The 14,535-nt window shown below is 37.4% G+C and carries 10 protein-coding genes; 1 reads left to right on the top strand and 9 read right to left on the bottom strand.

Annotation, left to right across the window (positions count from 1 at the left end; genetic code table 11):
• Positions 1–23: 23 nt before the first annotated feature.
• The 9 genes from H8S01_RS07255 to thiE form a co-directional block, all read right to left on the bottom strand.
• Positions 24–2,795, bottom strand: a complete 2,772-nt coding sequence (locus H8S01_RS07255) for an AAA family ATPase (protein WP_186836722.1) — start codon at positions 2,793–2,795, stop codon at positions 24–26.
• Positions 2,792–3,913, bottom strand: a complete 1,122-nt coding sequence (locus tag H8S01_RS07250; RefSeq protein ID WP_186836721.1) for an exonuclease SbcCD subunit D — start codon at positions 3,911–3,913, stop codon at positions 2,792–2,794. Before H8S01_RS07250 ends, H8S01_RS07255 begins: the two co-directional genes overlap by 4 nt.
• A gap of 17 nt (positions 3,914–3,930) precedes the next feature.
• Entirely contained in the window at positions 3,931–4,818 is an 888-nt protein-coding gene (locus tag H8S01_RS07245; protein ID WP_021866301.1) for an ABC transporter ATP-binding protein, read from the bottom strand.
• 167 nt (positions 4,819–4,985) lie between these two features.
• Positions 4,986–6,494 carry a glycerol kinase GlpK gene (gene glpK, locus H8S01_RS07240; RefSeq protein ID WP_186836720.1) on the bottom strand — a complete coding sequence of 503 codons (1,509 nt, stop codon included), beginning with the start codon at positions 6,492–6,494 and terminating at the stop codon, positions 4,986–4,988.
• A 67-nt stretch (positions 6,495–6,561) separates the two neighbouring features.
• Positions 6,562–8,328 carry a threonine--tRNA ligase gene (gene thrS / locus H8S01_RS07235; RefSeq protein WP_186836719.1) on the bottom strand — a complete coding sequence of 589 codons (1,767 nt, stop codon included), beginning with the start codon at positions 8,326–8,328 and terminating at the stop codon, positions 6,562–6,564.
• Positions 8,329–8,722: 394 nt separating this feature from the next.
• Positions 8,723–10,033 carry an O-acetylhomoserine aminocarboxypropyltransferase/cysteine synthase family protein gene (locus H8S01_RS07230; protein WP_186836718.1) on the bottom strand — a complete coding sequence of 437 codons (1,311 nt, stop codon included), beginning with the start codon at positions 10,031–10,033 and terminating at the stop codon, positions 8,723–8,725.
• A 153-nt stretch (positions 10,034–10,186) separates the two neighbouring features.
• Positions 10,187–10,621, bottom strand: coding sequence for an RrF2 family transcriptional regulator (locus tag H8S01_RS07225; RefSeq protein ID WP_021866305.1), 435 nt, complete (start codon positions 10,619–10,621; stop codon positions 10,187–10,189).
• The gene (gene mnmA, locus H8S01_RS07220; protein WP_186836765.1) at positions 10,618–11,694 is read right to left on the bottom strand and encodes a tRNA 2-thiouridine(34) synthase MnmA; all 1,077 of its coding nucleotides are present in this window, start codon (positions 11,692–11,694) and stop codon (positions 10,618–10,620) included. Before mnmA ends, H8S01_RS07225 begins: the two co-directional genes overlap by 4 nt.
• The gene (gene thiE / locus H8S01_RS07215) at positions 11,688–12,965 is read right to left on the bottom strand and encodes a thiamine phosphate synthase (protein ID WP_186836717.1); all 1,278 of its coding nucleotides are present in this window, start codon (positions 12,963–12,965) and stop codon (positions 11,688–11,690) included. Before thiE ends, mnmA begins: the two co-directional genes overlap by 7 nt.
• Positions 12,966–13,158: 193 nt before the next feature.
• Here thiE and H8S01_RS07210 point away from each other — a divergent pair, with 193 nt between their 5' ends.
• On the top strand, positions 13,159–14,481 hold the full coding sequence (locus H8S01_RS07210; protein ID WP_186836716.1) for an MATE family efflux transporter: 1,323 nt from the start codon (positions 13,159–13,161) through the stop codon (positions 14,479–14,481).
• The last annotated feature ends 54 nt before the right edge of the window (positions 14,482–14,535 follow it).

Raw genomic sequence — 14,535 nt, 5'->3', positions numbered from 1 at the left:
ATCATTACAATCCTGTATTTTTTCTAACCAGTTATTATAACTGCTTCGCTTCCACCGGTTCTTTTTTTCTTTACTATAATCTGGTTCTCAATTCTGTTTTTCAACTCACCAACATGTGATATTATGCCGATAAGACGGTTTGAATCTGCAAGCTGCCATAGAGCATTTAATGCCTGATTTAAAGATTCTTCATCAAGCGAGCCAAATCCTTCATCTACAAACATCGTATCTACCTGAATACCACCAGATGACGACTGAACCTCATCAGATAAACCAAGTGCAAGTGAAAGAGATGCCATAAACGACTCTCCACCTGACAATGTCTTAACACTTCTTACAACAGCATTATAATGGTCATAAACATCGAGTTCCAACCCGCTCTGACTGCGTAAATTCTCAGGATTGACACTTCTTACAAGCTCGTACCTTCCTGATGTCATCATCATAAACCTGATATTGGCTTTTTTAATAATTCTGTCAAAGTATGACATCTGCACATATGTTTCAAGGAGTATTTTTTCTTTTCCCGATATTGTTCCGTTTGCAGTCGAAGACAATGAATTTACTATCTGCCACTTTTTGCTTGTATTTTCAATGTTCTTATTAATTTTTTCAATTTCTGATAAAATCTTTGTATTAGTGCTTATTCTTAATTTTATTGTATTAATCTGCTCTCCCAGCTTTGATGATAAGTCTGCATTTTCTTTTCTTTTTCTGTTGCAATCGCTGACTTTCTGCTCAATATTCTCAATATTATCAAATGATTCAATCTGTTTTTTCAAATCATCCGCACGCTGTCTGCATGTAATAAAATTAAACTTAGCATTATCATAATCACTTTTTATCTTATTAAGTTCCTCGTCAAAAGACTTCTTTGCCGCAATTTCTTCTTCAAGCTTTTTTTTAGCCTTTTCAATATCCTCATATTTAAGCATTTTTACAATCTCAACATATTGTCCGGTCTGCTGTCTTAACGTCTCTTTTTTTACTTCCAGAGATTTCTCAAGCGATGAAATAAATTGCTTCTTTTTTTCAATATTATCTTTACATTCTGTAATTGTCTGTTCATATTCCTGCTTTAGAAGCACCTGTCTTTTTATATCAGCAATCTTATTTTCACTCTCTTTTATTTTATTATTATTTTCATTCTCATACCTTATAAGACCATCTGATATAGCACGCGTCTGTTCAACCATAGTTCCCGGCACAGTTTCACCGGAAATCGAATTCCATTCAAGCAAAAGTGTACTATGTGAAGTTTCTGCTTTTCCTTGTGCGACTCCTGATTTTGAACTGAGTTCAGAACGTATTTTCGATAATTCATCTGTTTTCTTCTTTTCATTGTCCAGAGTATCTTTATCAGGAATATCATCTGCAAGCTTTGCAATATCAGGATGAACTGTAGAACCACATACAGGACATGGCTCATTATCCTTTAATCTTTGAGCCAGAATTCCCGCCTGTCCGTCATAATATGCATTCTCAAGCATTGTATATTTTATCTGCTGTTTTTTTAATGATTCATCCGCCTCATTATATTTTTTTGCATATTTATAGGCACTATTAATATTTTCTTTGTCAGCATCACAATTAAGAATAACCTTTGCAATTACCTGCCTTCGCTGATTCAAATTTTCATAAACAGCATTTTCCTTCTCAAGCATTGCATTGCAATCATCAAGTTTTTTATACAATGTCTCATACTCTGAAAGTTTTTCAACCATTTTTTTCATCTTTTCAGATTCATCAATAAGATTATTTTCTTCTTTTTTTATCTCATTTTCCAGCTGTCTGTTATCCCGATTAAGGTCTGCTGCCTTATTGTATTTTTCAAGGTCTTTTGTATGCTCACTCACTTCAAGTGCCATACGGCTGCTTATCTTTGCACGCTCATCATATGTTTTATATTCTTCTTCAACGTTATTATATTCTTTTTCATACTTTTTTAAATCATTGCTCGCTTTATTATAATTTTCAAGAACATTGACAGCTTGTGTAAGCTTACCGGAATAAACATCTAATTCTGTTATTCTTCTGTCTGTTGCAGCCTTTTCTTCTTCAAGACCACCAAGACGCATTTTATCCCTTGCAATAATTGTACTTATCTCTGAATCTGTAGATAGCTCATACCCTTCACTATCCGGCATAACTGATGACATATACTGACTGATCATCCTTGATGATTCCTGCATTTTTCGCCCTAATTCAAGTGATTCCTGCTTTAATCGTTCCTGTAAATCAAGATATGGTTTTGTCTTAAATATTTCACGGAAAATCTCCATACGCTGATTAGTACCGGCTAACAGCAACTTCATAAAATCACCCTGTGCTATCATCGAAATCTGGGTAAACTGGTTTTTATCCAAACCCATAAGTTCAATAACCTGTCTGTTGACATTAGAAATCCCTGTAACTATGCTTCCATCCGGAAGTGAGATTTCTGCTCTTGCCGGTTCTTTTGTCATCCTGCCTTCTGATTGTCCTCTTTTTGATGGACGCATGTATTCAGGATTACGTCTTATACGGTACTTTTCACCACGCAGTTCAAATTCCATCTCAACATATGTTGCAATATCAGGTCGGGCATACCTGCATCTTAACATTGCTGATGTCCTGTTACTTCCACTTGCTTCACCATATAATGCATATGTAATTCCATCAAAAATTGTAGTCTTACCTGCTCCTGTATCACCTGTTATCAGATAAATTCCTTTATTTCCAAGCTTGTCCATGTCAAGTTTTGTGACATCTGCATATGGTCCAAATGCAGACATTTCCAAATATAATGGTCTCATACCCAGATCTCCTCTATTATATGATTGATATATTCTCTCTGCTCATTATCCATTTGCTGATTATTCTGAAGTTCATATAATTCTTCAAACAGTTCAATTGGCTGTTTTTCCTGTCTTTGCTCAATATCATCCTCAAATGAATCATTATATTTTCTTGTCCTTGTATTATCATAATCAAGCTTCATTATATTCGGATATAATATTCTCAGTCTTCCAATTGCATCAGGTATATCCTGCTCATCTGTCAGTGTAACATATATATAATCATCTGTATTAAAAATGTGGCTGCCCGGCGTCATCAATTCTTTAAATTCACCTTTAAGATGAACCATGTCATGGAATGGTTTCAGTGGTACTGTTTTTATTGTAATATCATTGTCTCCAACATCTGCTATCGTTACAGACTTCGTATGATTAATCTCAGAAAATGAATACTTTAACGGCGAACCGCTGTATCTTATACTTTCTCTTCCAACACATTGCGGTCTGTGAATATGTCCAAGTGCAACATAATCAAATTTGTCAAAAACTGTTGCATCCACATTATCAAGTGTTCCAACTGTCAGTTCTTCGGAGTCACATCTTAATGCACCTGTAACAAACTGATGTGCAACAAGAATATTTCTCTCTTCCTGATTAATATCAGCTTTGTCAATGACAGCTTTAACCGCCTGTGTATAGTTATCTGCTGTGCCAATATACTTTCTTACTCCGACAGGTTTTACAAACGGAAGCATGTATACATTAACCTTCCCAAATTCATCAAAAAGTTCGGTTCTTTTCATCTCGCCATTAAATACAGGAGCTATATGAAACTTTGTATTTTCAAGAAGTCTTGCACCATATGCAATTCTTTCAGGACAGTCATGGTTACCACTTATTATAAAAATATCCTTATCCAGCCTGGATAGAGAATAAAAAAAATCATCACACAATGCTACAGCTTCCGCTGATGGCTGTGACTTATCATATATGTCTCCAGCCACCAGCACAGCATCTGCATCTTCATGTCTGATGATTTCAATTATTTCTTTAAAAATATACCTTTGTTCTTCAAGCATGGAAAAGTCATTTACTCTTTTACCTATATGTAAATCAGCTATATGAGCAAACTTCATCTTACCAAACACCTCTTCTATTCAAAGTAATATAAATAAACATCTTCAAGGTCAATATTTTCATCAACCATAACAGCCTCATCCGGAAGCTCATCTCCAACAAGGCGTAATGCAATACCATTCTTTCTCTGTCTGATATTACCAATATGATACTTCTCCTGCAGTTTGCCAACTTCATCGAGAGTACATGTAATCTCTGCTACCTTTCCATGCATCTTCTCTATAAGTTCTACAGGTGTTCCCATTGCAATAATCTCACCTTTCTTCAGAAGAAGAACATAATCAGCTATACATTCTATATCACTTACAACATGTGTTGCAAAAAGTATAATCTTATTGCGTGAAAGTTCTGCAATATAATTGCGGATTGCAATTCTCTCTTTAGGGTCAAGACCGGCAGTCGGCTCATCAAGAATAAGAATATCAGGATCACCTAGCAGTGCCTGTGCCAAAAGGACTCTTTGTTTCATGCCTCCTGAAAATCCACCGATTTTTTTATATGCAACACCGGTCAGATTAACAACTTCAAGAAGCTCATCAATCTGTTCTTTTACCGTCTGCCCTTTTTCATTCTTTCCTTTTATTCCCTTTATCTCAGCCATATATCTTAAAAATGCTTTAGGCGAGAAATCCTCATAAAATCCCTGTTGCTGTGGCATATATCCGATTATGCCCCTGAATCTGCTGCCAAGCTTTAATATATCCTGACCATCATACAGTATACTTCCACCGGCACTTCCTTTGTCTCTTGCGACATTATCTGTAATAAGATTAATCATCGTGCTCTTACCGGCACCATTAGCACCAAGAATTCCATATATTCCCGGCTTAAAAGTATAAGAGATATCTTTAAGTGCCTGAACTGTTCCATATGTTTTGCTTAAATGCTCTAATTGTAATTCCATCCAAAAACCCTCCTTATTTTGCATAGCAAAATCCCAATTTTTCGGTGAAAGGACTTACCCTCCCCAAATAATCACGTTCAATAGTTACTATAAACAGTATAGCAATAATAATATTATTTGTCCAGCGGATTTTCTTACTAATTATTACATTCTCACATACCTACGGACTATTTCTCAGCTGCCTCTGCCCAGAACAAAGCCGAATTAACAGCATGTTTCCAGTTTTTAAGAAGTTTTCTTCTTTCATCCGGACTCATATGGGCATCGTATTCTGCACCAAGACGCCAGTTTTTCTTTATCTCATCTTTATCTTTCCAATATCCCGTTGCAAGACCTGCAAGATATGCTGCACCAAGAGCTGTTGTCTCTATACATGATGGGCGTATTACGCTCTCACCTGTTATATCAGACTGAAACTGCATAAGAAACTCATTTGCACTGGCACCACCATCTACTTTAAGTCCACTAAGCTTAATATCTGCTGACTTTTCCATTGCACGTATAACATCATCAGCCTGATAGGCTATTGATTCAAGTGCAGCTCTTATAAAATGTTCTTTTTTTGTACCTCTTGTAAGACCCACAACCGTTCCTCTTGCATACGGATTCCAATATGGTGCACCAAGCCCTGAAAATGCAGGAACAATATATACTCCGGCCGTATTTTCAACTTTCATGGCATACTCTTTTGTTGATGCTGCATCTTTAATCATCCTTAATTCATCACGGAGCCACTGTACAACTGCTCCGGCAACAAATACGCTTCCCTCGAGTGCATACTCAGGTTTATCTTTTGTACTTCCGGCTGCAAGAGTTGTGAGTAGTCCGTTATCTGAATAAATAGGATTATTTCCCGTATTCATAAGCAAAAAACATCCTGTTCCATATGTATTTTTCACTTCACCCGGATTAAAACAGCACTGTCCAAACAATGCACTCTGCTGGTCGCCTGCAGCACCGGCAATTATAATTGAACTGCCAAATACTGATTTATCAGTTTCACCATATATACAGCTTGATGGCTTAACCTGCGGCAGCATGTTTTCAGGAATATTAAAATATTCCAGAAGTTCTTTATCCCACTCAAGTGTATGAATATTAAACAGCATTGTTCTTGCAGCATTGGTATAATCTGTCGCATGAACTTTTCCCTTAGTAAGATTCCAGATAAGCCATGTATCAACTGTTCCAAATGCAAGTTCTCCATTTTCTGCTTTTTCTCTTGCTCCGTCAACATTATCCAATATCCATGCAATCTTTGTCGCACTGAAATACGCATCAGGAATAAGCCCTGTCTTTTTTTTGATAGTATCTGCCATATTATCATCATGCATTATTTTTTCAACTGAATCAGCTGTTCTTCTGCACTGCCACACAATCGCATTGTATACAGGTTTTCCAGTCTTTTTATCCCATATAATTGTCGTTTCTCTCTGATTTGTAATTCCTATTGCTTCAATATCATCTGCCGGAACATTAACCATTGCCATAGCTTCAATGGCAACACCAAGCTGTGATGACCATATCTCCATCGGATTGTGCTCAACCCAGCCTTCTTTCGGATAAATCTGTTCATATTCTTTTGATGATTTTGATATAATATTTCCCTTTTTATCAAATAAAATGCACCTTGAGCTTGTTGTCCCCTGGTCAAGTGCCATAATATATCTGCCCATAACTCCTCCTGATTTATTATCAAAAAAGCCCTGCTCAAAAGGCAGGGCTTTCATAAAGACATACGTATTAGTTAATCTCTAATGCCTTTGTTGCAATCTGAGTCTTAACTTTTTCGACAAATTCATCAAGTGATACCGTTGTAGTTTTCTGCTCACCGTGAAGTCTGTAAGATACTGTATTTTCTTCTTTTTCATTGTTACCGATTACAAGAAGGTATGGAACTTTCTGAACCTGTCCTTCACGCATACGATATCCGAGTTTTTCTGCTCTTGCGTCAAGCTCTACTCTTACGTTCTCAGCTTCAAGTGCGTCGCATACTTTCTGTGCATATGCAACAAGTTCTTCGTTATCTGTAGTTACAGGCATAACTCTTGCCTGAACAGGAGCAAGCCATAACGGAAGGTTACCCTTTGTCTCCTCAAGTATATATGCCATAAATCTGTCAAGAGAACCAAGAATAGCTCTGTGAAGTACAACAGGTGTCTTTTTCTCGCCGTCCTTGTCAATATATGAAAGATTAAACTTAGCCGGAAGGCAGAAATCAAGCTGACATGTTGAAAGTGTATATTCGTTACCGATAGCCGGCTTAACATTTACATCAAGCTTAGGACCGTAGAATGCAGCCTCACCGATTTCTTCTGTATACTCAATTCCGATATCATCAAGAACACGTCTGAGAGCGTTTTCTGCATTATTCCACATCTCATCATCATCATGGTACTTTACCTTGTCCTCAGGGTCTCTGAGTGAAAGTACACAGCGGTAATCTGTGATTCCGAAATCCTTGTATGTGCTGAAAATAAGATCAACTACTTTCTTGAACTCATCTTCAATCTGCTCTGGTGTAACAAAAAGATGTGCATCATTCTGACAAAAATGTCTGCCTCTCTCGATACCTTTAAGTGTACCACTTGCCTCGAATCTGAAATCGTGTGCAATCTCACCTATTCTTATAGGTAAATCCTTGTATGAGTGCATTCTGTTAGCATATATCATCATGTGATGAGGACAGTTCATAGGTCTTAATACGAATGATTCGCCTTCAACTTCCATTGCAGGGAACATATTTTCTTTGTAATGATCCCAGTGGCCTGATGTCTTATAAAGGTTTACAGTACCAACACAAGGTGTCATTACGTGAAGATATCCATTCTTTCTTTCTTTTGCCTTGATATAATTTTCAAGTTCCTGCCATATTACATAACCCTTTGGAAGGAACATCGGAAGACCGCGTCCAATAAGGTCATCAGACATGAAAAGCTGCATATCCTTACCGATTTTTCTGTGGTCACGCTCTTTTGCTTCCTCAAGAAGTGCAAGATGAGCCTCAAGTTCCTCTGCTGTAGGAAAACATACACCATAAATTCTCTGCAATACTTTATTCTTGCTGTCACCCTTCCAGTAAACGCCTGAATGTTTGATAAGCTTGAAGTTACGGCAAAGCTTTACATTATCAACATGAGGTCCACGGCAGAGGTCTGTGAAATCTCCCTGATCGTAGCATGTAATAGTACCGTCTTCAAGGTTTGAAATAAGGTCAATCTTATATTCATCATCCTTAAAAAGTTCCATAGCTTCCTGTTTTGAAATCTCACGGCGGATAATCTTCTTACCTGTCTTTGCAACCTTTTTCATTTCTTTCTCTATAGCTGCAATATCCTCATCTCTTATAACTCTGTCTCCGAGGTCGATATCATAGTAAAAACCTTCTGCAACAACAGGTCCTACCCAGAACTTTGCATCAGGATAAAGATGCTTTACAGCCTGTGCCATCAAATGTGCACATGAATGATTCAGTGTTTTTAAATTTTCATCTTCTTTAAAATTTACCATTTTAACTCTGCTCCTTAAATTAATAAAAATTAATATTGAAAAAAGCACCCCAAGTCAAGCTTAAATGCTTAACCAAGGGTGCATATAACACGGTTCCACCTTATCTTTCACTCACGGAATACTAACACATATTCCTTACACCTTTAACGCAGCTATGCGGTAATGCTTGGGAAAACGGAACCAACCGGTAATCTTTCGCATACAACTCAGGAGTGGTTTTCATGTAATCAGTTTCATGGAATACTCTCAGCAGATGTAATCCTCTCTGTATGGCTTAAATACACTACTCTTTCCGTCAAAGTCTTTTCAATATTTGAGTACATATTATCACATATGTTTTTATAAGACAAGACTAAATATTCAATTATTACGATAAAATGTCCCGGTCAGAATCTTATTCTGAAATAGCCTTAAATGCTTCGTCAAGGTCTTCAATAATATCATCAATATTTTCTGTACCAATTGAAAGACGAATTGTATTAGGCTTGATTCCCTGATCGAGAAGCTCTGCTTCGTTAAGCTCAGAATGAGTTGTTGAAGCCGGATGAATAGCAAGTGACTTAACATCGGCTACATTGGCAAGAAGTGAGAATAATTCAAGATTATCGATAAACTTCTTAGCTGTCTCAGCATCACCCTTGATTTCAAATGTAAAAATTGAGCCGCCGCCGTTAGGGAAATATTTCTTATAAAGTCTCTGCTGTTCAGGGTCATCCGTAACTGCCGGATGATTTACTTTTTCTACCAACGGATTCTTTGAAAGGTAATCAACAACCTTCAATGCATTCTCAACGTGACGCTCAACTCTTAATGAAAGTGTCTCAAGTCCCTGAAGGAAAATCCATGAATGGATTGGTGAAATTGTAGCACCTGTATCACGAAGGATAATGGCACGAATTCTTGTAATAAATGCTGCTGGGCCTGCTGCATCAACAAAGCTGATTCCGTGATAGCTTTCGTTAGGCTCTGTAAACTGTGGGAATTTGCCTGATGCTTTCCAGTCAAACTTACCGCCATCAACAATTACACCACCGATTGTTGTACCGTGTCCGCCGATAAACTTAGTTGCTGAATGAATAACGATATCAGCACCATATTCAAATGGACGAACAAGATATGGAGTTGCAAATGTGCTATCGATTACAAGCGGAATGTTGTGAGCATGTGCAATCTTAGCAATAGCTTCAATATCTGCAACTTCTGAATTAGGATTGCCAAGTGTCTCGATATAAAGAGCCTTTGTGTTATCCTGGATTGCATCTTCAAAATTCTTAACATCAAGAGGATCAACGAATGTTGTAGTAACACCGTAATCAACGATTGTATGTGCAAGATAGTTATATGTACCACCATAAATATTCTTTGCGGCTACGATATGGTCACCTGCAAATGCAAGATTCTGAATTGTATAAGCAACAGCTGCTGCACCTGATGCTACAGCAAGAGCTGCGACACCGCCTTCAAGAGCAGCCATTCTCTTCTCGAAAACATCTTCTGTAGGATTTGTAAGTCTGCCATAAATGTTACCTGCATCCTTTAACGCAAAACGGTCAGCCGCATGCTGTGAATTGTGGAATACAAATGATGATGTCTGATAAATAGGTACTGCTCTTGCATCTGTAACCGGGTCTGCAGTTTCCTGTCCTACATGAAGCTGTAATGTTTCAAATTTTAAATCTCTGTCTTTGTATGCTTTCTTTGCCATAACATTCCTCTTTTCCGCGAGTAATTAAAACATCGCTGTTATATTCTTAATTATTAATATCCTTGTTTTCATAGTGGTTTGCTATGAATTAACCATAATATAACAATTTTCACTTTTTATGTCAATAAAAAAATGAAAATTTTTATATATTTTTTAAATGACGTAATTATCGCTCATCTGCATCTGCATTTCTACTAAATCCGCAAGTGTTATCGAATCGACAACTCCATTAATTGCATCATTCAGTTTTTTCCACACATAAAACGTAACACAGCCGTTTTCTCTTTCACATACCATATCGTCATCATCAACACACGATACAGGTGCAAGTGAACCTTCAGTAAGCCTTAAAATCATGCCTACAGTATAATCCTTAGGATCTTTCTTTAACATGTATCCGCCTTGTGCACCTCTTATGCTTCGCACATATCCTGCTTTGTTAAGAACAGAAATAATCTGCTCAAGATACTTATCAGATACCCCCTGACGCTTTGATATATCTTTTATGCTTACTGCTTCTCCTGTATTATGCATGGCAAGATCAAGCATAAGTCTTACTGCATATCTTCCTTTTGTTGATATTTTCATATTATTGTTCCTCCTCCTAAAACATAGTCTCCATCATATATTACAAGTGCCTGTCCCGGCGTTACAGCTCTCTGTTTTTCATCAAATACGCACTCCAGCAGTCCGTCATCAGCCATCCGTATTGTACAGTCAGCACCTTCATGGCTGTATCTGATTTTAGCTCTTGCACGTATTGGTTCTTCAATTTTGTCAACTGACATGAGATTAATATTATTTGCATATAGTTTTGTTGAAAATACATCATCATTTTCACCGATTACGACTTCGTTTGTCTCCGGTCTTATCGCAACAACAAAAACAGGATGTCCCATTGCAAGGCCAAGCCCCTTTCGTTGTCCGACTGTATAATGAATTATACCCTTGTGTGTTCCAAGAATATTGCCATGTAAATCGACAAAATTACCAGGTCTGCTCACATATCCTGTCTCGCGTGTAATAAATCCTGCATAATCATTGTCAGGCACGAAACATATCTCCATGCTGTCAGGCTTATGTGCTACCTGAATACCTATCTTTTCTGCGATAGCTCTTATTTCATCTTTATTATAATCACCGACCGGCATAAGCGTATGTGACAGCTGTTCCTGTGTGAGATTATACAAAGCATATGTCTGGTCTTTTTTTGCAGTTACTGAATTTCTTATCGCATATCTGCCATTTTCAAGCTGTGCTATTCTTGCATAGTGTCCTGTAGCGATACAATCTGCACCTATTTCAAGGCTTCTCTTTAAAAGAGATTCCCATTTTACATGTCTGTTACATGCAATACATGGATTTGGCGTTCTTCCATGAATGTATTCATCAGTAAAATAATCTATTACATTTTTCTTGAATTCATTTTTAAAATTCATAACATAGTAAGGAATATCAAGCTGCATCGCTACTCTTCTTGCATCATCGACCGCCGTAATCCCACAGCAGCCTCCGTTGTCCTCTATCTGTTCCTGTGACTCGTCCTGCCATATCTGCATTGTAACACCAATGACATCATATCCCTGCTCTTTTAAAAGATATGCTGCCACTGACGAATCGACGCCTCCTGACATTCCAACTACAACTTTCTTTTTCATGATTCCTCCCTCTGCTGGATATCAATTACATCATCAGCTGTATTTTTTATTATTTCCCAATGGTCTTTTGAATCTTCATCATATACAGCAATAACTTTACATCCAGCTGCTTTACCATTTTCGACGCCGTGAAGGACATCCTCATAAATATAAATATCACAGGGGTTACATCCCATCATATCGCAGACTTTTATATAACTTTCCGGATATTTTTTATTAATTCCTATAATGTATGATGTAGTCATAAAGCGGAAACAATCTGAAAGTCCCAGCCTTTCCATTGCATCCTGTGCACATTTTATATCTGAATTGGTAAATATACTCATCGTACTTCCATTTGCCTTTTCTGTAATCAACAGCCTTCTCATGCCGGGTTTCATAGGAATATCATTCTTATAATGTTCTCCCATTATCCCCAGTATTTCTTCCTGCATTTTATCATATGGAACATTAATCCCAAGTACATCCTGAAAATATTTTCCGCACTCTACCATATCCATCGTATAAGTCATACTATCAAAATCATCTGGCAAACTTTCCACATGGCTTAATGCATACTCTCTCGCAAGATGTCTCCAGTAAGGCATTGAATCAAGAAGCGTACCGTCCATATCAAAAATTATATTACGCGGATTATAATTAAATATCTTATCGCATTTTTCTTTCATCTTACGAGTCGCTGCTCCCGGATTATCTGCACCAAACAAAGCCGAAACAACTGCAATTCCGGAAACTCCCGTATCTTTGACTTTGTCCATGTTATCATAGGTTATACCGCCAATTGCAACAACAGGCATATCAACGCTGTCCGCAACTGTAACAAGTGTTTTTAATTTCATATCTTTTGCATCCGTTTTGGTACTTGTATGAAATACTGCCCCGGTACCTATATAATCAGCACCAAGTTTTTCAGCCATTTGTGCCTGTTCAACAGTCTTCGCCGTCATACCTATAATCTTATCAGGTCCAAGAATCTTTCTTGCTTCTTCATAAGCGGTATCGCTTTGTCCGATATGGACACCATCGGCATCAGCTTCCTTTGCAGCAAGCACATCATCATTAACCACAAACGGAACTTTATATTTTGCTGCAATCACTTTAAGTTCTTTAGCCTCTGCAACAAGCTCTTCATGTGTTGCTTCCTTATCTCGCAGCTGTAAAAAAGTTGCACCATTATTTAAAATATCCTCAACAACTTCACTTAATTTTCTTCCATTAAGCCATCTGTTATCAGTTATGGCATACAACTCCATATCTTTATACGAAACTTTCATAGTTTTACAACTCCATTTCTATCGTTCTTTATTATAATACTACAAATAATTCCTACAAGTCAAATAGGAATTGTAAGAGAATTGGGAATTTATTTCTAAAATCCTTAATTTTGTCTGTTTTTCTTGACTTTCATAAATTTTTATACATAATATATGTTTGACAATTTCAAATGAAAGCAGAAGGAAATTTAATATGACAAAAGATTTAACCACAGGTAAAATCATGCCTATACTTGTAAAATTTACAATTCCACTTGTACTTGGCAACCTTTTTCAGCTGACTTACAATGCCGTGGACAGTATTATTGTCGGACATTTCGTCGGAAAAGAAGCTCTCGCAGCAGTCGGAATATGCAATCCGGTCACAACTCTTATGATTCTGTTTCTCAACGGATTGTGTATGGGTGCAAGTATTCTTATGGGCATGCAGTTTGGTGCCAAAGATTATGACACACTTCACCGTCAGATAAGCACTACAATGATTTCTGGCGTAATATTTTCAATTATATTAAGCCTGCTATGCATTATATTCGCAGTTCCAATCCTGACACTTTTGCAAGTTGACAAATCAATTCTTAATATGACAACACAATATCTCCGAATTATATTTATCGGTCTGGTATTTACATTTTTATATAACTTTTTCTCGAGTACACTGAGAGCACTCGGCGACAGCAACTCACCGCTATATTTTCTTATTGCAAGTGCCGTATTAAATATTTTCGGCGACCTGTTCTTTGTAGTTGTACTCAAAGCCGGAAGCAACGGCTGTGCTGTTTCCACTGTTATCAGTGAAGCTCTGTGCTGCCTGCTTTGTATAATTTATATACAGAAAAAAGTGCCAATTTTACGTCTCGGAAAAAAATGGCTTGTATTTGACATGAACCTTTTAAAACGCACAATTGCATACGGCTGGGCTTCAGCGATGCAGCAGGCCACTGTACAGCTTGGAAAAATCGGTATTCAGGCTATAGTCAATACAATGGGTGTTTCTGTTGCAGCAGCTTTTGCAGTCGTAAACAGAATCGATGATTTTGCATACACACCCGAACAGAATATTGCACATGCTATGACCGCACTTATGGCACAAAACAAGGGTGCTGGAAAAAATGACCGTCTGCGTGAAGGCTTCAGATGCGGTCTAACACTCGAAATAATCTACGGAATAGCAATATTCCTTATATGTTTCATATTTGCAAGACCTCTTATGCTTATGTTTGTCAAAGACGAGGAAGTCATACGCCACGGCGTTACATATCTTCATCTTATTTCAATAATGTATCTTCTTCCGGCATTAACCAATGGTATCCAGGGATATTTCAGAGGAATAGGCGATTTGAAGATTACACTTATAAGCAGTTTTGTAAATATGGGTGTGCGTGTACTTGCAGCACTTCCACTTGTATTTATATTTGGTCTCGGCATAGAAGCTCTTCCGTTTTCTTACCTTGCAGGCTGGGTTGGCATGCTGATTGCGGAAGTTCCGCTTCTTGTAAAAACATATAAGCTTTATTAAATATAATTTTTAAAGCGACTGCAGAAAATAAATCAAAATGGAAGTCCGACAACA

The sequence above is a fragment of the Lachnospira hominis (ex Liu et al. 2021) genome (assembly GCF_014287955.1).
GTDB lineage: Bacteria > Bacillota > Clostridia > Lachnospirales > Lachnospiraceae > Lachnospira > Lachnospira hominis.
This window is presented reverse-complemented; position numbering and strand designations above follow the sequence as displayed.